24 protein-coding genes are annotated in these 23561 nt (G+C 60.0%); 15 read left to right on the top strand and 9 right to left on the bottom strand.

From position 1 onward, the window contains the following. Nucleotides 1-165 precede the first annotated feature (165 nt). The 13 genes from mnmG (at nucleotide 166) to KY494_RS17590 (ending at nucleotide 12001) form a co-directional block, all read left to right on the top strand. Nucleotides 166-2103: a tRNA uridine-5-carboxymethylaminomethyl(34) synthesis enzyme MnmG gene (mnmG, locus tag KY494_RS17650; protein ID WP_219887690.1), complete on the top strand. Its 1938-nt coding sequence runs from the start codon at nucleotides 166-168 to the stop codon at nucleotides 2101-2103. Beyond that, nucleotides 2100-2744: a 16S rRNA (guanine(527)-N(7))-methyltransferase RsmG gene (gene rsmG, locus KY494_RS17645; protein ID WP_219887689.1), complete on the top strand. Its 645-nt coding sequence runs from the start codon at nucleotides 2100-2102 to the stop codon at nucleotides 2742-2744. Before mnmG ends, rsmG begins: the two co-directional genes overlap by 4 nt. 168 nt (nucleotides 2745-2912) lie before the next feature. Beyond that, complete coding sequence (locus KY494_RS17640) at nucleotides 2913-3683, top strand: ParA family protein (protein WP_034752687.1); 771 nt, start codon at nucleotides 2913-2915, stop codon at nucleotides 3681-3683. 64 nt (nucleotides 3684-3747) lie between these two features. Further along, a complete protein-coding gene (locus KY494_RS17635; RefSeq protein WP_219887688.1) occupies nucleotides 3748-4632 on the top strand; it encodes a ParB/RepB/Spo0J family partition protein in 885 nt (294 codons plus the stop codon). Between the two features lie 269 nt (nucleotides 4633-4901). After that, the gene (locus tag KY494_RS17630; RefSeq protein WP_219887687.1) at nucleotides 4902-5270 is read left to right on the top strand and encodes an ATP synthase subunit I; all 369 of its coding nucleotides are present in this window, start codon (nucleotides 4902-4904) and stop codon (nucleotides 5268-5270) included. A 51-nt stretch (nucleotides 5271-5321) separates the two neighbouring features. Then, nucleotides 5322-6131, top strand: coding sequence for a F0F1 ATP synthase subunit A (gene atpB / locus KY494_RS17625; protein WP_219887686.1), 810 nt, complete (start codon nucleotides 5322-5324; stop codon nucleotides 6129-6131). 59 nt (nucleotides 6132-6190) lie between these two features. Next, complete coding sequence (atpE, locus tag KY494_RS17620) at nucleotides 6191-6469, top strand: F0F1 ATP synthase subunit C (protein ID WP_034752695.1); 279 nt, start codon at nucleotides 6191-6193, stop codon at nucleotides 6467-6469. A 43-nt stretch (nucleotides 6470-6512) separates the two neighbouring features. Then, complete coding sequence (locus KY494_RS17615) at nucleotides 6513-6983, top strand: F0F1 ATP synthase subunit B (RefSeq protein ID WP_034752697.1); 471 nt, start codon at nucleotides 6513-6515, stop codon at nucleotides 6981-6983. Nucleotides 6984-6985: 2 nt separating this feature from the next. Next, nucleotides 6986-7531 carry a F0F1 ATP synthase subunit delta gene (locus KY494_RS17610; RefSeq protein WP_010393786.1) on the top strand — a complete coding sequence of 182 codons (546 nt, stop codon included), beginning with the start codon at nucleotides 6986-6988 and terminating at the stop codon, nucleotides 7529-7531. Nucleotides 7532-7609: 78 nt separating this feature from the next. Then, a complete protein-coding gene (gene atpA / locus KY494_RS17605; protein WP_096232956.1) occupies nucleotides 7610-9151 on the top strand; it encodes a F0F1 ATP synthase subunit alpha in 1542 nt (513 codons plus the stop codon). Between the two features lie 62 nt (nucleotides 9152-9213). Then, nucleotides 9214-10089 (top strand): F0F1 ATP synthase subunit gamma, encoded by an 876-nt coding sequence (gene atpG, locus KY494_RS17600; protein WP_219887685.1) that lies wholly within the window; start codon nucleotides 9214-9216, stop codon nucleotides 10087-10089. A 29-nt stretch (nucleotides 10090-10118) separates the two neighbouring features. Continuing rightward, nucleotides 10119-11519, top strand: coding sequence for a F0F1 ATP synthase subunit beta (atpD, locus tag KY494_RS17595; protein ID WP_071080005.1), 1401 nt, complete (start codon nucleotides 10119-10121; stop codon nucleotides 11517-11519). A gap of 62 nt (nucleotides 11520-11581) precedes the next feature. Continuing rightward, nucleotides 11582-12001, top strand: coding sequence for a F0F1 ATP synthase subunit epsilon (locus KY494_RS17590; protein ID WP_065307860.1), 420 nt, complete (start codon nucleotides 11582-11584; stop codon nucleotides 11999-12001). A gap of 90 nt (nucleotides 12002-12091) precedes the next feature. Here KY494_RS17590 and rsgA read toward each other — a convergent pair whose 3' ends face one another. The 7 genes from rsgA to KY494_RS17555 form a co-directional block, all read right to left on the bottom strand. Further along, a complete protein-coding gene (gene rsgA, locus KY494_RS17585) occupies nucleotides 12092-13156 on the bottom strand; it encodes a ribosome small subunit-dependent GTPase A (RefSeq protein ID WP_219887684.1) in 1065 nt (354 codons plus the stop codon). A gap of 264 nt (nucleotides 13157-13420) precedes the next feature. Beyond that, nucleotides 13421-13975 (bottom strand): hypothetical protein, encoded by a 555-nt coding sequence (locus KY494_RS17580; protein ID WP_219887683.1) that lies wholly within the window; start codon nucleotides 13973-13975, stop codon nucleotides 13421-13423. A 69-nt stretch (nucleotides 13976-14044) separates the two neighbouring features. Next, nucleotides 14045-14410: an adenosylmethionine decarboxylase gene (gene speD / locus KY494_RS17575; RefSeq protein ID WP_219887682.1), complete on the bottom strand. Its 366-nt coding sequence runs from the start codon at nucleotides 14408-14410 to the stop codon at nucleotides 14045-14047. 2 nt (nucleotides 14411-14412) lie between these two features. Continuing rightward, nucleotides 14413-14583 carry a hypothetical protein gene (locus tag KY494_RS17570; RefSeq protein WP_219134107.1) on the bottom strand — a complete coding sequence of 57 codons (171 nt, stop codon included), beginning with the start codon at nucleotides 14581-14583 and terminating at the stop codon, nucleotides 14413-14415. Next, a complete protein-coding gene (locus KY494_RS17565; RefSeq protein ID WP_219887681.1) occupies nucleotides 14580-16043 on the bottom strand; it encodes a DUF4178 domain-containing protein in 1464 nt (487 codons plus the stop codon). The genes KY494_RS17570 and KY494_RS17565 overlap by 4 nt, the downstream gene beginning before the upstream one ends. Nucleotides 16044-16063: 20 nt before the next feature. After that, on the bottom strand, nucleotides 16064-17104 hold the full coding sequence (locus KY494_RS17560) for an SPFH domain-containing protein (RefSeq protein ID WP_219887680.1): 1041 nt from the start codon (nucleotides 17102-17104) through the stop codon (nucleotides 16064-16066). A gap of 31 nt (nucleotides 17105-17135) precedes the next feature. Continuing rightward, nucleotides 17136-17522, bottom strand: coding sequence for a DUF350 domain-containing protein (locus KY494_RS17555; RefSeq protein ID WP_219887679.1), 387 nt, complete (start codon nucleotides 17520-17522; stop codon nucleotides 17136-17138). A gap of 59 nt (nucleotides 17523-17581) precedes the next feature. Between KY494_RS17555 and KY494_RS17550 the strand changes: the two genes are divergently transcribed. Next, on the top strand, nucleotides 17582-19093 hold the full coding sequence (locus KY494_RS17550; protein WP_219887678.1) for a polyamine aminopropyltransferase: 1512 nt from the start codon (nucleotides 17582-17584) through the stop codon (nucleotides 19091-19093). Beyond that, nucleotides 19093-20724: an FAD-dependent oxidoreductase gene (locus KY494_RS17545; RefSeq protein WP_219887677.1), complete on the top strand. Its 1632-nt coding sequence runs from the start codon at nucleotides 19093-19095 to the stop codon at nucleotides 20722-20724. The genes KY494_RS17550 and KY494_RS17545 overlap by 1 nt, the downstream gene beginning before the upstream one ends. Before the next feature lie 68 nt (nucleotides 20725-20792). Here the strand turns inward: KY494_RS17545 and mmsB are convergent, their stop codons facing one another. Next, nucleotides 20793-22007, bottom strand: coding sequence for a multiple monosaccharide ABC transporter permease (gene mmsB / locus KY494_RS17540; RefSeq protein WP_219887676.1), 1215 nt, complete (start codon nucleotides 22005-22007; stop codon nucleotides 20793-20795). Continuing rightward, a complete protein-coding gene (mmsA, locus tag KY494_RS17535; protein WP_219887675.1) occupies nucleotides 21997-23538 on the bottom strand; it encodes a multiple monosaccharide ABC transporter ATP-binding protein in 1542 nt (513 codons plus the stop codon). The genes mmsB and mmsA overlap by 11 nt, the downstream gene beginning before the upstream one ends. Nucleotides 23539-23561 lie beyond the last annotated feature (23 nt).

The raw sequence follows: 23561 nt of genomic DNA, 5'->3' as shown, positions 1-23561 counted from the left end.
GTCTGGCCATGCTGCGTGTTCCACGTGAAACAGAAATCACCGCTTCCTTGCCACTGCTGAGTAAAAATTAAGCAAAAATTGGCCCGTGGAAGGTTGCGCTCGCAAAAAGACTCTATAATCGGAGCTCTCTTCCCGCATTTTTACTTGCACTGTTACCTATTTATCATGTTATTTCCTACAGAATTCGACGTCATCGTTGTCGGTGGTGGTCACGCCGGTACCGAGGCGGCCCTCGCTTCCGCCCGCATGGGGCAGAAGACGCTATTGCTCACGCATAATATTGAGACACTGGGCCAGATGTCGTGCAACCCCTCCATCGGCGGCATCGGCAAGGGCCACCTGGTCAAGGAGGTCGATGCCATGGGCGGCGCGATGGCGATTGCCACCGACGAGTCCGGCATCCAGTTCCGCATCCTGAACTCCTCGAAAGGCCCGGCAGTCCGCGCCACGCGCGCCCAGGCCGACCGTATTTTGTACAAGGCCGCCATCCGTACACGCCTGGAAAACCAGCCGAATCTGTGGCTGTTCCAGCAAGCGGTCGATGATCTGATCGTCGAAGGCGACCGCGTGGTCGGCGCCGTGACGCAGATCGGCCTGAAGTTTCTGGCGCGCGCCGTCGTGCTCACGGCCGGTACTTTCCTCGACGGCAAGATCCACGTGGGCCTGAATAACTACTCGGCCGGCCGCGCCGGCGACCCGCCGGCCATTTCGCTGTCGGCCCGGTTGAAGGAATTGAAACTGCCGCAGGGCCGCTTGAAAACGGGCACGCCGCCGCGCATCGACGGCCGCACGATCGACTTTTCCGTGATGCAAGAACAGCCGGGCGACCTCGATCCCGTGCCCGTGTTTTCGGTCATGGGCAACACGGCCATGCACCCGCGCCAGGTGCCGTGCTGGGTCACGCATACGAATAGCCAGACGCACGACATCATCCGCGCCGGCCTCGACCGCAGCCCCATGTACACGGGCGTCATCGAGGGCGTGGGCCCCCGCTATTGCCCGTCCATCGAAGACAAGATCCACCGTTTCGCGGGCAAGGAATCGCACCAGATCTTCCTCGAGCCGGAAGGCTTGACGACGCACGAGTTCTATCCGAACGGCATCTCTACGAGCCTGCCGTTCGACGTGCAGATCGCCCTGGTGCAATCGATGAAGGGCATGGAAAACGCACACATCCTGCGTCCCGGCTATGCCATTGAATACGACTATTTCGACCCGCGCGGCTTGAAGGCCTCGCTGGAAACGAAGGCGGTGGCCGGCCTGTTCTTCGCCGGCCAGATCAACGGCACCACCGGCTACGAGGAAGCGGCCGCGCAAGGCATGCTGGCGGGCCTGAATGCGGCTTTGCTGACGCAGGACAAGGAAGCCTGGGTACCGGGTCGCTCCGAGGCGTATCTGGGCGTGCTGGTCGACGACCTGATCACCCAGGGCGTGCAGGAACCGTACCGCATGTTCACCAGCCGCGCCGAGTATCGCCTGAGCCTGCGCGAAGACAATGCCGACATGCGCCTGACGGAAATCGGCCGCACCCTGGGCTGCGTGGGCGACGCCCAATGGCAAGCGTTCGAGACCAAGCGCGAAGCGGTGGCGCTGGAACTGCAGCGCCTGCGTTCCACGTGGGTCAATCCGCGCATCCTGGCGGCCGCCGAATCGGAACGCATCGTCGGCCAGGCCATCGAGCGCGAGTATTCGCTGGCGGACTTGTTGTGCCGCCCGAACGTCGCCTACGACACCCTGATGAGCATGACGGGCATCGCAGGGCAGGCCCTGGCCGGCCCCGGCGTGGACGATCCCGCCGTGCGCGAGCAGGTGGAAATCCAGCTCAAATATGCGGGCTACATCGAGCGCCAGAGCAAGGAAATCGAGCGTCACGAACACTATGAAAACCTGGCCTTGCCGGCTGGTTTTAATTACCTGGACATCGGCGCGCTGTCGGTCGAAGTGCGGCAAAAACTCGACAAGCAGCGCCCGGAAACCCTGGGCCAGGCCTCGCGCATTTCGGGCGTGACGCCGGCGGCGATTTCGCTGCTCTTGGTGCACTTGAAAAAGCGCGGCTTCGGTGCCGCACAGACCACCACTTTAAAGGACGAGGTTGTTGAATGAAGCAGTTTGACCGGGCCGCACTGGCCCCCATTTTGAATGAAGGCATCGTCGCGCTGGAGCTGAACCTGAGCGCGGATCAGACGGAAAAACTGCTCGATTACCTGGCCTTGCTGGCCAAATGGAATAGCGTGTACAACCTGACGTCGGTGCGCGATCCGATGCAGATGCTGACCCTGCACGTGCTCGACTCGCTGGCCGCCGTGCCCGCGTTCGCGGACGCCAAAAACGTGCTCGACGTGGGCGCCGGTGGCGGCTTGCCGGGCATGGTCCTGGCCATCGCGCGGCCCGATATCAAAGTGTCGATGATCGACACCGTGCATAAAAAGACGGCATTCCTGACGCAAGTGAAGGCGGAACTGGGGCTAGCCAACGTCACCGTGTACACGAAACGGGTGGAACAGCTGGAAGTGCCGCAGAAATTCGACGTGATCACCTCGCGCGCCTTTGCCGACCTGTCCGATTTCGTCAACTGGTCGAACCACGTACTGGCCGAGGGCGGGCAATTCATCGCTTTGAAAGGGGTGGCACCGCCAGACGAGAGAGAGAGACTGCCGGCAGACTGGAAAGTGACGCAATTACGCGCAATCCAGGTGCCAGGGCTAAATGCAGAGCGTCATCTGGTCTTTATAGCAAGAATTTAAAGGCCGTAGAATTAAACGGTATAAATCATATAAACAGTTTATACGGTATAAATGATATAAACCGTATAAACGATTTATATCGTATAAATGAAATAAATAGTATAAATCGTTTCGGCCGGATGCCGGGGCGCACGATGAAGTTTGCATCTCTTTACAACTAGAAGATACATGGCCAAAATTTTTTGTGTAGCAAATCAAAAGGGTGGTGTTGGTAAAACCACAACAAGCGTCAACCTCTCCGCCGGTCTGGCCAAGTTGAACCAGCGCGTGCTGCTGGTCGACCTCGACCCGCAAGGCAATGCGACCATGGGCGCCGGCATCAACAAGGCCGGCCTCAAGGCGTCGACCTATGAAGTCATGCTGGGCGAGTCCGATGTCAAGACGGCACGCCAGCGTTCGGAAGCGGGGCGCTTCGATGTCCTGCCGTCGAACCGCGAACTGGCCGGCGCGGAAGTGGAGATGGTCGAACTGGACAACCGCGAACGCCGCCTGAAGGATGCGCTGGCCGAAGTGGACGGCGAATACGATTTCATCCTCGTTGATTGCCCGCCGGCATTGTCGATGCTGACCCTGAACGGCCTGTGCGCCGCGCATGGCGTGATCATCCCGATGCAGTGCGAGTACTACGCGCTGGAAGGCTTGTCCGACCTGGTCAACACCATCAAGAAGGTGCACGCCAACCTGAACCCGGATTTGAAGATCATCGGTTTGCTGCGCGTGATGTTCGATCCACGCATGACATTATCGCAACAAGTGTCGGCCCAGCTGGAGCAGCACTTCGGCGACAAGGTTTTCAATACCATCATCCCGCGCAATGTCCGCCTGGCCGAAGCGCCATCGTACGGCTTGCCCGGCGTGACCTTCGACCCCAGCTCGAAAGGTGCCCAGGCGTACATCGCCTTTGGCGCCGAGATGGTCGAACGCATCAAACATATGTAAACAAGGGGCGAGCGTCTGCACACTATGATGTGAGCGCTTACTCTGAAAACACGATTAGGACAGCATGGCTACGAAAAAATTAAAAGGATTGGGTCGTGGACTCGACGCCCTGTTGGGCGGCGGCAGCGACTTCGCCAGCCCGGACACGCATCAACCGTCCAACTTGCCCGTGTCACAAATGCAAGCTGGCAAGTACCAGCCGCGCACGCGCATGGACGAGGGGGCCCTGAATGAACTGGCCGCCTCGATCAAGGCGCAAGGACTGATGCAGCCCATCCTGGTGCGCCCGATCGGGCAAGACACCCTGAGCGGCTTGATCAAATATGAAATCATCGCCGGTGAACGCCGCTTCCGCGCCTCGCAGCTGGCGGGCCTGACGGAAGTGCCGGTGCTGGTGCGCGATGTGGATGACCTGGCCGCCGCCGCCATGGCGCTGATCGAGAACATCCAGCGCGAAGACCTCAACCCGCTGGAAGAAGCGCAGGGCATCCACCGCCTGATCGCCGACTTCAATTTTACGCATGAGCAAGCGGCCACTGCGCTGGGACGCTCGCGCAGCGCGGTGTCGAACCTGCTCCGCCTGATGAACTTGGCCAGCCCCGTGCAGACCATGCTGATGGCCGGCGATATCGACATGGGCCATGCGCGCGCGCTGCTGGCAGTCGATGCGGCCAGCCAGATCAACCTGGCCAACCAGGTGGTGGCCAAGCGCCTGTCGGTGCGCGAAACGGAAAAGCTGGTCACGCGCACGGCCGAGGAAGCGGCCAACCCGGTCGAGCCGCGGCAAAAGGAAAAGTCCGGCGACATCGCCCGCCTGGAAGAAGAGTTGTCCGATGCGCTGGCCACGCCCGTGGTGTTCAAAATGGGCAACAAAGGCCGTGGCCAATTGGTGATCGATTTTGCCGATCTTGACGTGCTCGATGGATTGTTGACCCGCTTGCGTGGTTAAATAGCAAGCTGCAAAGATATGGGAGTGTGGGTGTGGACAATCCGGCCATGCTTTCCAGATGCACCACGTGATTCCTTGATAACACGGCTGGAAGCGGCCAGACAAGCGACTTTGCCATATAGTGGTGCAAATGGCGGCGAATAGTCGGTAAAGCGTCAGTTTCACGCAGCAATCGCCCTGCTGCGGTGCAGCAACGTTTGACTCTATAGATCAAAGCCAACTATAATCCCGTGTCTTTGCGTGTGTAGATTTTTCTGGGAACCTGGCAATTGAGTGATTCACAACAAAGTATTGCCAAACCCGTCTACAAAGTAGTTGCATTGCAGTTAGCAATCGCTATCAGCTTTGCCACAGTCACCCTGTTTTTCGGTGGCAGTGTCAGAGGCTGGTCCGCCGCATACGGCGGTGCTATCGCAGTCATCGGTAGCCTGGTGTATGCCATGTTGGTGGTTCGCGGTACTAGCGACGCCAATAAGGCATTCCGGGCGCATTTGCGCGCAGAAGTGATGAAAATATTTATCACAGCGGTGCTGTTTATATTGGCACTGGTGTTGTTTCAGTCGGCCGCCTGGTTATGGCTGATCTTGGGTTTCGCGGTGGCAACCTTAGCATACTGGTTTTCATTGCTCGCTGTTTAATCATTGGTTTTGGGGCCTGTTGTGCTCTGAAACGACAAATCTAAATTCATTATGACCACAGAACACGCTATTGAAGCGGGCCATGCTGCCCCGGCCAACGCCACAGAATACATCAGTCACCATCTGGCCCACCTGAGAAGTGCCGACGGCATGATCAATCTGGATACGTTCTGGATTTCGGCCATTCTGGGCTTTGTTTTCCTGGCTGTTTTCTATATGGCGTCGCGCCGCGCGACGGCTGGTGTCCCTGGCAAGTTGCAAAACTTCGTCGAAATGGTCATGGAAATCGTCAATGACACTATTAATGGGGCCTTCCACGCGAAAAGCAAGGTCATCGCACCGCTGGCCATCACTATTTTTGTGTGGGTCTGGTTGCTGAACGCGATGGACTTCCTGCCGGTTGACCTGTTGCCGAAGATTATGAGCTGGTTTGGCGTGCATAAACTGCGTGCCGTGCCGACCGCCGACGTCAACCACACGTTCGCCATGTCGCTGTCGGTGGTGCTGTGCGTGATCGCCTTCTCGATCAAGGCCAAGGGCCTGGGCGGCTGGATCAAGGAACTGTTCACGGCACCGTTCCATGCGAATGGCTTGATCGCCACGATCGCCCTGGCACCTGTCAATTTCTTGCTGCAAATGGTTGAGCTGGTTGCAAAACTGATCTCCCTGTCGCTGCGACTGTTCGGCAATATGTATGCCGGCGAACTGATTTTCATCTTGATCGCGTTGTTGCCTTGGTGGGCACAGTGGGCGTTGGGTGGTCCATGGGCAATTTTCCATATCTTGATTGTAACTTTGCAAGCTTTTGTGTTTATGGCGTTGACGGTTGTGTATCTGAGCCTTGCGGTTGAGAAACATTAATCATTAACTTTATATTTTGTTTTTTTAGTATCTTTCGTTTTTAAATTTAGGAGAATTTTATGCAAGCTCTGATCGCACAAGTACAAAGCATGACCGTTCTGGCAGCAGCAATCATCATCGGCCTGGCCGCAATCGGCACCGCTCTGGGCTTCGCTATCTTGGGTGGCAAATTCCTGGAAGCTTCGGCACGTCAACCAGAACTGATGCCACAACTGCAAACCAAACTGTTCGTTATCGCTGGTCTGCTGGATGCTATCTCGATGATCGGCGTTGGTGTTGCTCTGCTGTACACGTTCGCTAACCCGTTCCTGTCCGCTCTGACGGCTGTTGCTCAGTAATTCGCTCCAACCCTAGGAGAAACTTTTAGTTAGGAGCAAAGGTATGGACATCAATATGTCGCTCATCGGCCAGATGATCACCTTCGCGGTGTTGGTCTGGTTCTCGATGAAGTTCGTATTTCCAGCGCTGAACAATGCGCTGGATGAGCGTGCCAAACGAATCGCGGATGGATTGGCTGCGGCCGATCAAGGTCAAGCTTCGATGGCTGTCGCTGAAAAGCGTGCGCAAGAGGCATTGAACAGTGCACGTGAAGAAGCGTCGCAACGCGTTGCGGACGCTGAAAAGCGCGCGCAGCTGGTTGCTGAAGAGATCAAGCAAAATGCACAAGCTGAAGCTGCGCGTATCATTGCGCAAGCCCAGTCGGACGCCGAACAGCAACTGTCGAAAGCACGCGAACAATTGCGCGCTCAGGTGGCTGACCTGGCTGTCAAGGGTGCCGAGCAGATCTTGAAGCGTGAAGTCAACGCTACGGCTCACGCCGAAATGTTGCAGCGTCTTGCTGTCGAGCTGTAATCATGGCAGAACTCGCAACCGTCGCCCGTCCCTACGCGGAAGCTTTGTTCCGCGTAGCCCAAGCTGGTAAGGAGTCAAGCAACCTCGCGGCGTGGTCCGAACTGGTGTCCGAACTGGCACAGATCGGTAGCCACCCCGAGGTACAGGCGTACGCGCGCAATCCGAAAGTTTCGGAAAGCGACGTCGCCGCCACCATCCTGTCGTTGTTGAAATCGCCGCTCAATGAAGAAGTGAAAAACTTCGTCACGTTGTTGATCGAAAATGGCCGCATCAGCCTGCTGCCGGAAATCGGCGCGCAATTCCATACCTTGAAAAATGGTCTGGAAGGTGCGGCTGACGCCGAGATCACGAGCGCTTTCGATCTGAGCGAAGGCCAAACGGCCGAGCTGGTCGCAACGCTGGAAAAGAAATTCAGTCGTAAGCTCAACCCTGCCGTCACAGTGGATCCATCGCTGCTCGGCGGCGTGCGCGTGGTTGTTGGCGACCAAGTGCTCGATACCTCGGTGCGCGCCAAGCTGCAGCAACTGCACGCTGCATTGGTGTCGTAAGACACGCGCTTCGGCAGGCCAGCTAAGACAGACCCTTACCCCTCGCGCAAGCTGAGAGAAACACTTTTAGGAGTTAGTATGCAACTCAACCCATCTGAAATCAGCGAGTTGATCAAGAGCCGGATCCAAGGTCTTGACGGCGGCGCTGAAGTGCGTAATCAAGGCACGGTTATTTCCGTCGCCGACGGTATCTGCCGCATCCACGGTTTGTCGGACGTGATGCAAGGCGAGATGCTGGAATTCCCAGGCAACACGTTTGGCCTGGCAATGAATCTGGAACGCGACTCCGTCGGTTCCGTGATTCTGGGTGCCTACGAGCACATCTCCGAAGGCGACACGGTGAAATGCACCGGCCGCATTCTGGAAGTGCCAATTGGTCCTGAGCTGCTCGGCCGCGTTGTCAACGCGCTGGGTCAGCCAATCGACGGCAAAGGCGCCATCGACACGAAACTGACGGCCGCGATTGAAAAAATCGCTCCGGGCGTGATCGCCCGTGAGTCCGTTTCGCAACCAATGCAAACCGGCCTGAAGTCGATCGATGCGATGGTTCCAGTTGGCCGCGGCCAGCGCGAACTGATCATCGGCGACCGTCAAACCGGCAAGTCGGCTGTGGCGATTGATGCGATCATCAATCAAAAAGGCCAGGGCATGAAATGTATCTACGTCGCGATTGGCCAAAAAGCCTCGTCGATCAAGAACATCGTGCGCTCGCTGGAACAGCACGGCGCGATGGAATACACCATCGTTGTCGCCGCTTCCGCTTCGGAATCGGCCGCCATGCAATACATCTCGCCGTACTCCGGTTGCGCCATGGGCGAATACTTCCGTGACCGCGGTGAAGATGCACTGATCGTCTACGATGATCTGTCCAAACAAGCTGTTGCATACCGTCAAATCTCGCTGCTGCTGCGCCGTCCACCAGGTCGCGAAGCGTACCCAGGCGACGTGTTCTACCTGCACAGCCGCCTGCTGGAACGCGCAGCACGCGTGAATGCCGCCTACGTCGAGAAGTTCACCGACGGCGCCGTCAAAGGCAAGACCGGTTCCCTGACGGCACTGCCGATCATTGAAACGCAAGCTGGCGACGTGTCCGCATTCGTTCCAACCAACGTGATTTCGATTACCGACGGTCAGATCTTCCTGGAAACCTCGCTGTTCAACGCCGGTATCCGTCCAGCGATTAACGCCGGTATTTCCGTATCGCGCGTCGGTGGCGCCGCCCAGACCAAGGTCATCAAAAACCTGTCCGGTGGTATCCGTACCGACTTGGCGCAGTACCGTGAATTGGCCGCGTTTGCGCAGTTCGCATCCGACCTGGACGAGTCGACCCGCAAGCAGCTGGATCGTGGTGCCCGCGTCACGGAATTGCTCAAGCAAGCCCAGTACTCGCCACTGTCGATCTCGCTAATGGCCGTATCGCTGTTCTCGGTGAACAAAGGATTCATGGACGACGTGCCAGTCAAGCAAGTGCTGTCGTTCGAAGCTGGTGTCCACGCTTACATGAAGACCAAGCAAGCTGCTCTGCTGGCCAAGATCGAAGAAACCAAGCAACTCGACAAAGACAGCGAAGCAACTCTGTCGGCGGCCATTGCTGATTTCAAGAAATCCGGCGCATATTAAGCGGCCAGGCGGCGCCCACCTCGAGTGAGGCGCCGCCCTACGCGCAGAAGGAGTAAGGACTCATGGCATCAAGCAAAGAGATACGAGGCAAGATCAAGAGCGTAGAGAATACGAAGAAGATCACCAAGGCGATGGAAATGGTCGCCGCGTCCAAAATGCGCAAGGCGCAAGACCGGATGCGGGCCGCCCGTCCCTATAGTGACAAGATTCGGAATATCGCCGCCAATCTGGCGACCGCCAATCCGGAATACACGCACCCGTTCCTGGCAGCTGCCCAGGGTACGCAAGCGAAGGCAGTGGGTTTCATCGTTGTCACGACCGACAAGGGTCTGTGCGGCGGCATGAACACCAACATCCTGCGCCAGGTGATGTCGAAGTCGCGCGAGCTGGAAGCAGCTGGCAACCGGATTGAAGCAGTTGCCATCGGTAACAAGGGTTTGGGTTTTTTGAATCGCATCGGCGTCAAGATCATCGCGCACGCCATTCAAACCGGTGATACGCCCCACCTGGACAAATTGATCGGACCCGTCAAGGTCATGCTCGAAGAGTTCCAGGCAGGCAAGATCGATGCAGTGTACCTGTGCTACACCAAATTCATCAACACGATGAAACAGGAACCAGTCGTGGAGCAATTGCTGCCCCTGACGGCCGACAAGATGGTCGCCGACAAGGGCGCCCACACGTGGGATTACATCTACGAGCCGGATGCGCAAAGCGTGATCGACGAATTGCTGGAGCGCTATGTAGAAGCGCTGGTGTACCAGGCAGTCGCGGAGAATCTGGCGTCCGAGCAATCGGCACGGATGGTCGCGATGAAAGCTGCAAGCGACAACGCGGGTAGTGTGATCGGCGAACTGAAGCTGATCTACAACAAGACCCGCCAAGCTGCGATTACCAAAGAACTCTCCGAAATCGTCGCCGGTGCGGCTGCGGTTTAAACGAATTTAACTATATTGAAGGAACGAACATGGCTGATGGCAAAATCGTTCAGTGTATCGGCGCTGTGGTGGACGTTGAGTTTCCCCGCAACGCGATGCCTAAGGTATTTGATGCCTTGAAGATGGCAGGCTCGGAACTGACCCTGGAAGTACAACAGCAGTTGGGCGACGGCATTGTCCGTACCATTGCACTCGGCACGTCCGATGGCTTGCGTCGCGGCATGATGATCCAGAACACCGGCAAACCTATCATGGTGCCAGTCGGTAAAGCAACCCTGGGTCGCATCATGGATGTGCTGGGCAACCCGATCGACGAATGCGGCCCAGTGTCGCACGAGCAAGTCGCGTCGATCCACCGCACCGCTCCTGCATACGACGAACTGTCGCCATCGCAAGAACTGCTGGAAACCGGCATCAAGGTGATCGACCTGGTGTGCCCGTTTGCAAAAGGCGGTAAAGTCGGTCTGTTCGGCGGCGCTGGCGTAGGCAAGACCGTCAACATGATGGAATTGATTAACAACATCGCCAAAGCGCACAGCGGCGTGTCCGTGTTCGCCGGTGTGGGTGAGCGTACGCGTGAAGGTAACGACTTCTACCACGAGATGGCTGACGCGAAAGTGGTCGATCTGGAAAATCCAGAGAACTCCAAAGTCGCGATGGTCTACGGTCAGATGAATGAACCGCCAGGTAACCGTCTGCGCGTCGCGCTGACCGGCCTGACGATCGCTGAATCGTTCCGTGATGAAGGCAAGGACGTTCTGTTCTTCGTCGACAACATCTACCGCTTTACGCTGGCCGGTACCGAAGTATCGGCACTGCTGGGTCGTATGCCGTCGGCTGTGGGTTACCAACCAACCCTGGCTGAAGAAATGGGCCGTCTGCAAGAGCGTATCACGTCGACTAAGACCGGTTCGATCACCTCGATCCAGGCCGTCTACGTTCCAGCCGATGATTACACCGATCCATCGCCTGCTACCACGTTTGCTCACTTGGATTCGACCGTTGCGCTGTCGCGTGACATCGCTTCCCTGGGTATCTACCCAGCCGTGGACCCACTCGATTCGACCTCGCGTCAGCTCGATCCGTTGATCGTTGGTCAAGAGCACTATGACACCGCGCGTGCCGTGCAAACGACCCTGCAACGCTACAAGGAATTGCGCGACATTATCGCGATTCTGGGTATGGACGAGCTGGCACCGGAAGACAAACTGCTGGTCGCCCGTGCACGTAAGATGCAGCGTTTCCTGTCGCAGCCTTTCCACGTCGCTGAAGTCTTTACCGGCGCGCCTGGTAAATACGTTTCGCTCAAAGACACGATCAAGGGCTTCAAAATGATCGCTTCGGGCGAACTCGATCACCTGCCGGAACAAGCGTTCTACATGGTCGGCACGATCGAAGAAGCAATCGAAAAAGCCAAGAAACTTAACTAAGTTAAGTCTGGGCCTAACCCCGCCCCTTACCAGGCGGGGTTCTTCAACCCGATAGGACACACATGGCACACACAATTCACGTTGACGTGGTTTCCGCTGAAGAACTGATTTTTTCAGGCGAAGCAGAATTCGTCGCGTTGCCGGGTGAGCAGGGCGAGCTGGGTATCTACCCACGCCACACGCCTTTGATTACCCGCATCCGTCCGGGCGCGGTCCGCATCAAGGTAGTCGGCCAGGCTGAAGAAGAATTCGTCTTCGTTGCTGGCGGCCTGCTGGAAGTGCAACCGGACACCGTGACCGTCCTGGCCGATACCGCGATCCGCGGTCACGACCTGGACGAAGCGAAAGCGCTGGAAGCGAAGAAGTTGGCGGAAGAAAATATCCACAACAAGGATTCGGGCATCGACTACGCGCAAGCGCAAGCCGAGCTGGCCAGCGCGATTGCGCAGCTGGCAGCGATCCAGAAGCTGCGCAAGCATTAATTTGCGCGCAGGCAGTAATACAAAAGGCAGCCTGCGGGCTGCCTTTTTTTTCAGCAAAATTAACTTCAGTAAAACTAATTTCAGTAAAAATTAACGGCGCTTGTCTTTTCCCCTTTCCAGTTCCGCCTTCAATATCGTCTTCCACTTGGCGCGCGCGCTAATGCGCTCGAGCGGCGTTGCCTCGCCACGGCGGGCGTCGCGCAGCAGCTTGTGATAATTGCGCAGGCGGTCCCCATCGACGGCGCCGCGCACGGCGCAACCGGGCTCGCTGGCGTGCTGGCAATCGCGGAACTGGTACGTCGCTGCGAGCACCGCGATATCGTCAAACGTGGCCGCCAGGGTCTGCGCATCGGCATCGGCCTGCCAGCTGCGCAAGCCCGGCGTGTCGATGATGCAGGCGCCGCTGGAGCACAGGTGCAGGGAGCGGGCCGTCGTCGTATGCGGGCCACGCCCGTCGCCGTGGCGCACGCCATTCGTTGCCTGCCCGGCCGTACACAGGGTGTTGGTCAGGCTGGACTTGCCGGCGCCCGATGAACCGAGCAGCACCAGAGTCTGGCCGGCGCCCAGCCAGGGTTCCAGAATGGCCACGTCATACGCGTGGCGCGTATCGATGGCAAACAGCGGCACGTGGGGCGGCAGGCGCAGTCTCAATTGGGCCAGCTTGCCCGGCACGTCGTCGGCCAGGTCGGCCTTGCTCAGGACCACCACGGGCGTCACTTGCGCCGCCAGCACGATGGTGAGATAACGCTCCAGGCGGCGCGGGTTGAAGTCGCCATCGAGCCCCATCACCAGCAGGGCCGTGTCGACATTGCTGGCGAGCAGTTGGCGGCGGCCGTCATTGCCGCGCCGCGCGATTTGCGTGACGGGGGATAAGTGCGCCGTTATCCACAGCGTGCCGTGAAGATCGGGTTCGGCGGTGACCCAGTCGCCGACCGTGAGGATGGTGTCCTGCGCGAGTAACTCGTGCAGCAGGCGCGGCAGGATATGCGCCGGGTGTTCCTTGCTGCCGTCGTGCACGAGCAGGCTGTCGCGGTGCACGGCGCTCACGCGCAGTAGTTGCGCGGCGGGGGACGATACGTCGAGTTGGGTGGCTGCGCTGGCGATGGCCTGCTGCAGCCCGATAAGGCGTAGTTGCGCAAAATCGAATGCGATCATGGTAGCGTGATTCCAGATTCTGTCGTCCGCGTGCGGACGTGTAGCCTGCGCGTGCAGGCACCGCCAGTCGGCATGACTGGCACGAAAGAAGGGGAAGTCGGCTACGCGATCACGCGTATGGGCAATTGCGAGCTAACAGGCTACGCAGGGGAAAACAGTGATCAGGCAGCCGACAGCACGGCAGTATCCGAATGGCGCATGTTGTCTACTCCTGTTGTGTGATGAAAAACGCCAGTGTGCCCGCGGCGTGCGCCGCCGTCAACCTCAGCTGCACATGCCGTAGGCGCTGCGCTCGGGGAAATAACGGTAGGTAAACGTGCGCACCGGGTAGCGCTTGCCGGCGACGAGCATGTCGGGCATGGATAAATCAAAGCGCTGCGGCAGCTGGCGCGGCAGTTGCAGGCGCAGCCGCCACTGGGTTTCTTTGCTGCTGCCCACGGCGGAAAACATGATGGGCAGCGTTTCGATGACGTCGACGATTTCCGCCTTGCGGTTCATGCCGCGCTGGTAGATGGTCAGCACCTTCGCCTCGGCGAACGGTTCCTTGTGCGGTTCTTCCAGCAGGAAGGACAGGCGCGTAAAACTGGCTTGCGTACCGACGGGCAAGGTGAAGATCAGCGCCAGTTCCGTACCGCCTTCCTTCAGGGTGACGGGTGGCGTGGCATACACGTTGATACCGCGCGGCAGCTCGAAGCGCGAACCTTCCGTCCACGTCTTGCACTCGGGCGTGGTGGCCTGGTACAGGCTCGGCGCCGTGTAGTCGTCACAGGCGGAAACCAGCAGTAGCAGGGGCAGGGCGAGGAGGGCGGAACGGCGCATGGGAGTCACGGTTGGGATATGAGCCGACAGTGTAAGCGATCCCCACGCGATCCACCAGCGACGCCAGGCCTACCCGGGCGGGGCGCGCCGCACGGACTGCAGCTGGCAGTGCGCCGCCTGCAGCGCGTCCTTGATGACGTCGAGCGCCAGCTGCGGCTGCGCCGCGCCGCACATGAAGATATCGACGGCGGCAAAGCTGCATTCCGGCCAGGTGTGGATGGAAATGTGCGATTCGGCCAGCAGTACCACGCCCGTGACGCCCTGGCCTGCGCCAAAGCTGTGGAAATGGCTGTGCAGCACCTGCGCGCCGGCCGTAGTGGCCGCTGCGCGCAGCAGGCGTTCGAGCGCGGCGGCGTCGCGCAGGCATTCGGGCGCGATGCCCGACAGGTCGGCCAGCAGATGGATGCCCAGGGGCAGATGCGGTGTGGCTGTCATGCTTACTTGTGGCTGCCGCCGCTGGAGCCGCCGCCATAGCTGCCGCCGCCGCTGCCCGTGCGCGAACTCCAGCTGCTTCCGCTGCCGCTGCCGGCTACCTTGAACATGCGCACCCAGTTGGCGGCCGTGACGGAAAACGTCACCATCAGGGCATAGATCACATATTTACTCATGGGGGATTCTTTGCATTCTTGTCGAGGAAAACGGCGGGCAGGAACAGCGCCAGGCAGCCCAGCAAACTCCACATCAAGGTGCTGGAGAACGAGACAAACATGGGGATCGCATTCAAGACCAGCACGATGACGATGAAGACCTTGGCGATGCCACGGTGGCTCAGTTTAATATTTTGTACCTTGGCGCCGCCGTGGAAGGCGGCGCCGAACCAGGCGGCCATCTGGTCATAGGCGACGGGTACGGAGCGCGACCACGTCATTTCCTCGCCGGTGAGCTCCGCCGCCAGCTTGGTCTGTCCCTGCTCGAATTCAAACACGCGCGTGCTGTCGCCGACGGCCACCTTCCAGTTGAAGGCACCCGCCGCATACACGACCTGCGAGCCGTAGTCATACAGTTTGCGGTAGGTGGCGCCATCGAGCGTGCAGCTGGCGGCGTCCAATGACGCCCAGTTCGGCCAGTTCGGCAGCACGTTCGAGCGCGACCAGCCGTCGTCCGTCTCCACCAGCCAGAAGAAGCCGGCGCGCGCGTTGTACAGCAGGTATTCGTTCCACTCGCTGCCTTCGTCGTCGGCGCGGCGCATCATGCCGATCACCGTAAAGTCGGCATTGCTGATCTTCGCGCTGGCGCCCAGCTCCAGCGTGATGTCGGCATTGTCGTGCACCCGCTTGCCGATGGCCAGCACCTGCGCTTCCGGGCCGCTGGCGTCGAGCTGCGCGTGGCAGGCGGGGCACACCAGCTGCGCCGCCGCGCCAGGGACGTACTTGATGCCGCTACCGCAGGACGGGCAGTCGAGCGCATCGAGCTTGCCGCGGTACTTGCCGGCGCTTTTGGCGATCGCATCGTCGTCGCGCAGCAGCTGGCACTTCAAACTGTCCAGGGTGACGGCGACACCCTGGTAGACGACCGGTTGCGGGCCATCCGTGTAATCGAGCGTGATAAAGCTCGCGTAGTTGCGGAAGTCCGCCACCTGGATGCGCCAGCCCGCGCCCACCTTGAACGGCAATTCACCCTGGCCGGCGATGCATTCGGCATTGCGGATCTCGGCCGCCGTGTACGGCTCGCCGCAAATCGTATAGCGCTTGCCTGGCGCCAGCTCACCAAAGACGGGTAAGGTGCCTTGCGTGCTGCGCTCACGCGTCAGCGTGTACAGGCCGGACGAGTCGCCCAGCCACGCCGTGCTGGCGTCGTCGAACAGCAGATACCACTCGTTCCACGTGCCGGCGCTGTAGCGCTGCTGGATGCGCCCGACGACGGTGAAGTGCAGGCTGTCGTGCACGCCGGCCGTGCCGATCTGGATCGGTGTATAGTCTTCCAGGACGGCCGACATCTTGCCCACGTCCCTGACGGAATCGGCGTCCTTGAGGATGGTGCTGTGGCAGTACTCGCACACGGCGAGCACGGAAGCGTGCGAGCGGAAACGGACTTCCGCGCCGCAGCTGGGACAGGAAACAGTTTGCATGCAGTCGTATTTCGCTCTAATCAGCCGATCAGTTTCTTCAGCAGTTCCGCTTTCGCGCCGTCATAGTCGGCCGCCGAAATCAGTCCCTTGTCCAATAAACCCTTGAGCTTTTCCAGGCGCGCCTCGATCGGTTCTTCCGCAGGAGCCGGTGGCGCCGCCGGAGCCGGCGCCGGTGCGGGCTGTTGCAACGCATTGCCCATCCCCTGCGCCATCACCTGGCCGATCGACAACCCGGCGCCGAGTCCCGCGCCGATGCCGGCCATGCCGCCTTCGTTCTGCGCCGCCAGCGGGATCGCGTTGGCGACCTGGAATTTGGTGTACCCGCTCATCTTGTCGGCGCCCAGCCCGCCCTTCATGCCGGCCGAGATGCGCTCGTCGAGCGCCGCCTGCAATTCCTCGGGCAGGCTGATGCTGGCCACGTTGAATTCATCGAGGCCCACGCCATAGCGGGCAAACGCCTGCGCCAGGCCATCCTTGACCTCTTGCGCCATCAGCGCCTGGTTGGCCGCCATGTCGAGGAAGGGGACATTCGCGCCGCCCAGCGAGCTGGCCATGCTCGACATCAGAATGCCGCGCAATTGATCTTCCACCTCGTCGCGCGTATAGACTTCGCGCGTGCCGCTGATCTCTGTGAAGAAGGTGCGGGCGTCGGCGATGCGGTATGAGTACATGCCGAAGGCGCGCACGCGGATCATGTCGAAATCATTGTCGCGGATGGTGATCGGCTGCGGCGTGCCCCACTTGCGGCCCGTCTGCACGCGGGTGCTGAAGTAATACACGTCGGACTTGAAGGGCGAGTCGAACAGCTTGTCCCAGTTTTTCAGGTTGGTCAGCAGCGGCAAGGTCTGCGTCGTCAGCTTGTGCGTGCCGGGACCGAAGACGTCGGCGATCTTGCCTTCATTGACGAAGACGGCGACCTGCGATTCGCGCACATTCAGGATGGCGCCGTTCTGGATTTCGAAGTCCTGCATGGGAAAACGCCAGGCCAGTACGCCTTCCGTTTCTTCGTTCCACTGCAGTACGTCGATAAACTGCTTCTTGATAAAGCTGCCGAGGCTCATGATGGATATCCTTGAATAAGATAAAACGGTGTCAGGAAATGCAGGCGGCGTTGATGGCGCCGATCGACAGGGAAATGGCGCCCAGCAAGCCGCCGAAGGCGCTGTTGTTCGATTCGATCTGGTCCTTCGACATGTGCAGCAGGCGCGTGGTGACCACATAGGCGAGCAATTGCACCACCATGGCGCCGAAGGCCCAGGCGAAGAACTGCTGGTAGTCGGCCGTGTGCATCAGGGACGAGGCGATGGTGGCGGAAAAGCCCAGCAGCGCGCCGCCCAGTGACAGGGCCGCCGCCTGGTTGCCCTGGCGGATCAGCAGCACTTCGTTATACGGCGTGACGCGCGTGTAGATGATAAAAAATACAATCAACAGCCCGGCGGCCAGTAAAAGATGGATCAGATAGTTTAGGATGGCGGGCACGGCTTTCCTCGCAATGAGTATTTGATAACGTCAACGCATATTAGAACAAAAAAAGTCCAATGAACAAAAAGATTCTGATCTTGTCCGTCTTCGTGGTCGCCTCCTGCGGTCTCGCGTATGAACTGATCGCTGGCGCCATGTCCAGCTACCTGCTCGGCGACTCCATCCTGCAGTTTTCCACTATTATCGGCTGTTACTTGTTCGCAATGGGTGTGGGTGCTCACTTTTCCAAGTATGTAAAGGACGACGATGTGCTCTCGCGCTTCGTCGACATCGAACTGGCCGTGGGCTTGATCGGTGGCCTCTCGGCCGCCATCCTGTTCATGACGTTTTCGTGGATGGCGGCGCCATTTCGCACCTTATTGTATGTGATGGTGTTCCTGATCGGCGCACTGGTCGGCATGGAAGTGCCGCTGGTGATGCGCGCGCTGAACACGCGGCAAACCGAATTTTCCGAACTGGTCAGCCGCGTGCTGACCTTCGATTATCTGGGCGCGCTGGCCGTCTCCCTGCTGTTTCCGCTGGTGCTGTCGCCCTACCTGGGACTGGTGCGCACGGGCTTTTTGTTCGGCATGCTGAATGTAGCCGTCGGCCTGTGGAGCATTTACGTGTTTCGCGCCGAACTGAAAAACCTGACCGGGCGCCTCCTGCGCGCCTGCGCCGTGCTGCTGCTGCTGGTGACCGGCTTTGTCATGTCCGACCGCATGGTGGAGTGGGGCGAGCACGGCCTGTTCGGCGACCAGATCGTGTATTCCACCACCACGCCCTACCAGCGCCTGGTGATCACGCGCTGGAAGGACGATACGCGGCTGTACATCAATGGCAACCTGCAGTTTTCCTCGCGCGACGAGTACCGTTACCACGAGGCGCTGGTGCACCCCGTGCTGGAAGCCTTGCCATGGGCGCGCCGTGTGCTGGTGCTGGGCGGCGGCGATGGCCTGGCGCTGCGCGAAATCCTGCGTTATCCCCATATCGAACACGTCACCGTGGTCGACCTCGATCCTGCCATGACGGCCGCGTTTACCACGCGCCCGGAACTGGCAAAGCTGAATAACCATTCGTTCTCGGACAAGCGCGTCACCGTCGTCAATGCCGATGCCGCCGTCTGGCTGCGCAACAACGGCGACATGTTCGACGCGGCCATCGTCGATTTTCCCGATCCCTCCAGCTTCGCGCTCGGCAAGCTGTATTCGGTGCCGTTCTACGACCTGGTGAAAAAGCACCTGGCGGCCAAGGGCTTGATGGTGGTGCAATCGACGTCGCCCTTCTTTGCCCCGCACGCCTACTGGACCATCAATTCGACCCTGCGCGAAGTGGGCATGCGCACCTGGCCTTACCACGCCTACGTACCCTCGTTCGGCGAATGGGGTTTTATCCTGGCCTCGCCCCAGCTCGATTACGTGCCGCCGACAAGCTACCGCCTGCCGATGCGCTACCTGAATGCGGACACCACGCGCGAGATGTTCATCTTCCCGCCCGACATGCAGCCGCTGCCGATGGCGCCGAACCGCTTGAATACCCAGTCGCTCGTGCATGAATTCGAGCAGGACTGGAACCGGGTGATCCGCTGATGCAGCGCCGCTCCTTCATGCTGTGGGCCGCCGGTGGCACGGCGGCGGCCGCCGCCGGCATCGGCAGCATCGCCGCCTACTTGCGCTGGCAGGAGATCACGCCCAAGGTGCTGTATCCGGGCCGCAGCGAGGGGCATTATTTGCGCACGCTGCTGCGCGAGCGCACGGCGCTGCCGCCGCCCTCGGCAACCATCACCACCGACGTGGCAATTTTAGGTTCCGGCATCGCCGGCCTGACGGCGGCCTGGCGCCTGAACAAGCTGGGGCACACGGATTTCCTCATGATCGACGGGCCGCAGCCGTATGGCAACGCGGCCGGCGGCCACTTCGGCGATCTGGCCTATCCGACCGGTGGCCACTACTTGCCGCTGCCTTCGCCCGAATCGACCCATGTGCGCGAGATCCTGTTCGACCTGGGGATTATCCAGCGCGATCCGCAGGCGGAAAAGCCATATTACGACGAACGCTACATCCTGCACGCGCCGGAAGAACGATTGCTGTTCAACGGCCACTGGCAGGACGGCTTCATTCCCACCGAAGGCGTGCCGCCCGAGGAACTGGCGCAGCATGCGCGCTTCTTTGCGCAGGTGGCGCAGTTGCGCCAGGCGCGCGGCAATGACGGCAAGCGCGTGTTTGTCTTTCCCACCGTGGAATCGTCGCAGGATCCGGCCTGGCAGTCACTCGACGCCATCACCTTGAAGCAGTGGATGGAGCGCGAAGGCTATACCTCGCCCACCTTGCACTGGTATCTGAATTACTGCTGCCGCGACGACTACGGCACGCGCTACGACCAGGTGTCGGCCTGGGCCGGCCTGCATTACTACTGCAGCCGCTGGGGGCAGGCGGCCAACGCGGGCAATGGCGCCTGGCTGACCTGGCCCGGCGGCATGCAACCGGTCGCCACGGCCATGGAGCAAGCATCAAAAGTGCGGCGCCATTCCGGCACGGTGGTCTCGCTCACCACGACAGCAAATGGCGTGGAAGCGCTGTGCCTGGAACTGGTCGACGGCCAGCCACGCACCTATCTGGTCCGCGCACGCAAGGCCATCTGCGCCATGCCCTTGTATGTGGCGGCGCGCGTGGTGCCGGACATTGCCAGCTACGGCTTTGATGCGAAGCTGCACACGCCCGCGTATGCGCCGTGGATGGTGGCGAATTTTTTACTGAAACGCTTTCCCCACGAACTGCCGCATGCGCCCCTGTGCTGGGACAATGTGGTGTACCAGGAGCCGGGCCTCGGCTATGTCGTCTCGACGCACCAGGACATCCGCGTGCGCCCGCCCGAGAAAACCGTCTTCAGCGCCTACGTGGCCCTGTCCGACCGCACGCCGCAGCAAGCGCGCAAATGGCTCGATACGGCCAGCCCCGAAGAACTGCTGGCGCTGGCCAGCGTCGATTTAAAGACGGCGTATGGACGCGATTTTGCCAGCTGCGTCGAGCGCGTCGACATCACCGTGCGCGGCCACGCCATGGCGGCACCGTTGCCGGGGTTTCGCAGCAATGCGGGCTTGAGGGCGCTGCGCGAGCACGATGGCGCGATCCTGTTCGCGCATGCCGATTTGTCGGGCTTTTCCGTGTTCGAAGAGGCGGCGTGGTGGGGGGACAGGGCCGCGCGCCTGGCGATCACATAAATGAAAAAGGCCGGCGCAAGCGCCGGCCAGAGCCCCCTAAGGCTCGAACCTGTACTTCCTTGTTCTTCTCATTTATTTTTATTAATGACGTCGATGAAGACGGCCGCCAGCAGCACCAGGCCCTTGATCACCTGCTGGTAATCGATGCCGATGCCCATGATGGACATGCCGTTGTTCATCACGCCCATGATGAAGGCGCCGATGACGGCCCCCATCACCTTGCCCACGCCGCCCGAGGCCGAGGCGCCGCCGATGAAGCAGGCGGCGATCACGTCCAGCTCGAAACCCGTGCCGGCTTTCGGCGTGGCCGTGTTCAGGCGCGCCGCGAAGATCAGCCCCGCCAGCGCGGCCAGCATGCCCATGTTGACGAAGGTGTAGAAGCTGACCCGTTCCGTCTTGATGCCGGACAGGCGCGCCGCCTTCTCGTTGCCGCCCACGGCATACACGCGTCGACCCAGTACGGTGCGGTTGGTGATGAAGGTGTAGGCGACGATGAGCAGCGACATCACGGCCAGCACGTTGGGAAAGCCGCGGTACGACGCCAGCAGGTAGCTGAAATACACCATCACGGCGGCGAAGATGGCGTTTTTCAGCAGGAAGAAGGCGCGCGGCTCGTTTTCCATGCCGTGTTTCAGTTGCTTGGCACGGCTGCGCAGCGAGGTGATGATCAGGGCGCAAGCGGCGATCACGCCCAGCAGCAGCGACAAGCCGCGCAGATTCTCTCCGCCGAACGGATCGGGCAAAAAGCCTGAGCTGAGCATCTGGAAGCCTTCCGGGAAAGGGCCGACCGACTGGCCTGCCAGCAGCGCCAGGGTCAGGCCCTTGAACACCAGCATGCCGGCCAGGGTGACGATGAAGGACGGGATCTTGAAGAAGGCGACGAAATAGCCTTGCGCGCCGCCGATGACGGCGCCGGCCAGCAGGCAGAGGATACTGGCGGCGACAAAGTTCATCTCGTAGTTGACGATCAATACCGCCGCCAGCGCGCCGACGAAGCCGACCACCGAGCCGACAGACAAATCGATATGGCCGGCCACGATCACCATCAGCATGCCCAGCGCCATGATGACGATGTAGCTGTTTTGCAGCACCAGGTTGGTCAGGTTCAGCGGCTGCATCAGGGTGCCGTCGGTCATGTACTGGAAAAAGCCCATGATGACGATCAGCGAGAGCAGCATGCCGTAGTCGCGCATATTGTTCTTCAAAAAGCCGGCATAGCTTTTCGCTTGCGGCGCGGCCGCTGGCGCGCCGGCCGCCGTTCCCGCTGTCAGTTTATTGTCCATTGTTTTCTCCGTGTGTAACGATCGCGCGCATGATGCGTTCCTGCGATGCTTCTGTCGCGCTCAGTTCTGCCGCGAAGCGGCCTTCGTTCATGACATAGATCCGGTCGCACATGCCCAGCAGCTCCGGCATTTCCGAGGAAATCATGATGATGCATTTGCCTTCGGCGGCCAGCTCGCTGATGATGCTGTAGATCTCGTACTTGGCGCCCACGTCGATGCCGCGGCTCGGTTCGTCGAGGATCAGGATGTCGGGGCGCGAAAACAGCCACTTCGCCAGCACCACTTTCTGCTGGTTGCCGCCGGACAGGTTGACCACCTTCTGCGCCACGCTCGAGCAACGGGTCTTGAGCTTGCGGCGGAACTCCTCGGCCACGCCGAATTCACGCTGCTCGTCGATCACCATGTGCCTGGAAATCGCGTCCAGGTTGGCCAGGCTGGTGTTCTTCTGGATGTCTTCCTCGAGTATCAGGCCCAGGCTCTTGCGGTCTTCCGTGACATACGCGAGGCCATGCGCGATCGCCTTGCCGATGGTGCTGACGTCGATCTCCTGGCCATGCTTGAGCACCGTGCCGCTGATGCGCTGACCGTAAGCGCGTCCGAAAATGCTCATCGCCAGTTCCGTGCGCCCGGAGCCCATCAAGCCGGCGATGCCGATGATCTCGCCCTTTTTGGCGTGCAGGTTGATGCCCTTGATGACGGGGCGGTCGGCATGCTCGGGATGGAAGACGCGCCAGTCGCGCACCTCGAAAATGGTCTCGCCGATGGTAGGCGTGCGCGGCGGATAGCGGTCGGCCATCTCGCGCCCGACCATTTTTTCGATGATGCGGTCTTCGCTGACGGGCTCCGTGCGGCAGTCGAAACTGTCGACCGTGTTCCCGTCGCGCAGCACCGTGATGGCATCGGCGACCCGTGAAATTTCATTGAGCTTGTGCGAAATCAGGATCGAGGCGATACCCTGGGCTTTGAGGCCCAGCAGCAGGTCGAGCAGGGCCGCGCTGTCGCTTTCGTTCAGGCTGGCCGTCGGTTCGTCGAGGATCAGCAGCTTGACGTCCTTGCACAGCGCCTTGGCGATCTCGATCAGCTGCTGCTTGCCCACGCCCAGGTTGGTGATCAGGGTGTCCGGGGATTCTTTCAGGCCGACTTTGTGCAGCAGTTCGCGCGTCTTCGTTTGCGCGTATTCCCAGTCGATGACGCCCATATGGGCCGGCTCGTTGCCGAGGAAGATATTCTCGGCGATCGACAGCTGGGGCACCAGCGCCAGTTCCTGGTGAATGATGATGATGCCGATTTCTTCGCTGTCCTTGATGCCGCGGAAGTGCCGCGTCTGGCCCAGGTAATCGATGTCGCCCGTATAGCTGCCATGGCCGTAGACACCGCTCAGCACCTTCATCAGGGTCGATTTGCCGGCGCCGTTTTCGCCGACGATGGCGTGGATCTCGCCGCTGCGTACCCGCAGGTTGACATTGTCGAGCGCCACGACGCCCGGGAATGTTTTGCGTATCCCGCGCATTTCCAGGATAGTGTTCGTCATATAACCTCTCTGGCACGGCCGCG

The sequence above is a fragment of the Janthinobacterium sp. PAMC25594 genome (assembly GCF_019443505.1).
Taxonomy (GTDB): Bacteria; Pseudomonadota; Gammaproteobacteria; order Burkholderiales; family Burkholderiaceae_D; genus Janthinobacterium.
Note: the sequence above shows the minus strand (reverse complement) of the source record. Positions and strands in the feature narration are given on the sequence as shown.

Bases quoted from the DNA above. Each gene is read 5' to 3' on its own strand.
- mnmG (WP_219887690.1), top strand. From the start codon at position 166: ATGTTATTTCCTACAGAATTCGACGTCATCGTTGTCGGTGGTGGTCAC.
- rsmG (WP_219887689.1), top strand. From the start codon at position 2,100: ATGAAGCAGTTTGACCGGGCCGCACTGGCCCCCATTTTGAATGAAGGC.
- KY494_RS17640 (WP_034752687.1), top strand. From the start codon at position 2,913: ATGGCCAAAATTTTTTGTGTAGCAAATCAAAAGGGTGGTGTTGGTAAA.
- KY494_RS17635 (WP_219887688.1), top strand. From the start codon at position 3,748: ATGGCTACGAAAAAATTAAAAGGATTGGGTCGTGGACTCGACGCCCTG.
- atpB (WP_219887686.1), top strand. From the start codon at position 5,322: ATGACCACAGAACACGCTATTGAAGCGGGCCATGCTGCCCCGGCCAAC.
- atpE (WP_034752695.1), top strand. From the start codon at position 6,191: ATGCAAGCTCTGATCGCACAAGTACAAAGCATGACCGTTCTGGCAGCA.
- KY494_RS17615 (WP_034752697.1), top strand. From the start codon at position 6,513: ATGGACATCAATATGTCGCTCATCGGCCAGATGATCACCTTCGCGGTG.
- KY494_RS17610 (WP_010393786.1), top strand. From the start codon at position 6,986: ATGGCAGAACTCGCAACCGTCGCCCGTCCCTACGCGGAAGCTTTGTTC.
- atpA (WP_096232956.1), top strand. From the start codon at position 7,610: ATGCAACTCAACCCATCTGAAATCAGCGAGTTGATCAAGAGCCGGATC.
- atpG (WP_219887685.1), top strand. From the start codon at position 9,214: ATGGCATCAAGCAAAGAGATACGAGGCAAGATCAAGAGCGTAGAGAAT.
- atpD (WP_071080005.1), top strand. From the start codon at position 10,119: ATGGCTGATGGCAAAATCGTTCAGTGTATCGGCGCTGTGGTGGACGTT.
- KY494_RS17590 (WP_065307860.1), top strand. From the start codon at position 11,582: ATGGCACACACAATTCACGTTGACGTGGTTTCCGCTGAAGAACTGATT.
- rsgA (WP_219887684.1), bottom strand. From the start codon at position 13,156: ATGATCGCATTCGATTTTGCGCAACTACGCCTTATCGGGCTGCAGCAG.
- KY494_RS17580 (WP_219887683.1), bottom strand. From the start codon at position 13,975: ATGCGCCGTTCCGCCCTCCTCGCCCTGCCCCTGCTACTGCTGGTTTCC.
- speD (WP_219887682.1), bottom strand. From the start codon at position 14,410: ATGACAGCCACACCGCATCTGCCCCTGGGCATCCATCTGCTGGCCGAC.
- KY494_RS17570 (WP_219134107.1), bottom strand. From the start codon at position 14,583: ATGAGTAAATATGTGATCTATGCCCTGATGGTGACGTTTTCCGTCACG.
- KY494_RS17565 (WP_219887681.1), bottom strand. From the start codon at position 16,043: ATGCAAACTGTTTCCTGTCCCAGCTGCGGCGCGGAAGTCCGTTTCCGC.
- KY494_RS17560 (WP_219887680.1), bottom strand. From the start codon at position 17,104: ATGAGCCTCGGCAGCTTTATCAAGAAGCAGTTTATCGACGTACTGCAG.
- KY494_RS17550 (WP_219887678.1), top strand. From the start codon at position 17,582: ATGAACAAAAAGATTCTGATCTTGTCCGTCTTCGTGGTCGCCTCCTGC.
- KY494_RS17545 (WP_219887677.1), top strand. From the start codon at position 19,093: ATGCAGCGCCGCTCCTTCATGCTGTGGGCCGCCGGTGGCACGGCGGCG.
- mmsB (WP_219887676.1), bottom strand. From the start codon at position 22,007: ATGGACAATAAACTGACAGCGGGAACGGCGGCCGGCGCGCCAGCGGCC.
- mmsA (WP_219887675.1), bottom strand. From the start codon at position 23,538: ATGACGAACACTATCCTGGAAATGCGCGGGATACGCAAAACATTCCCG.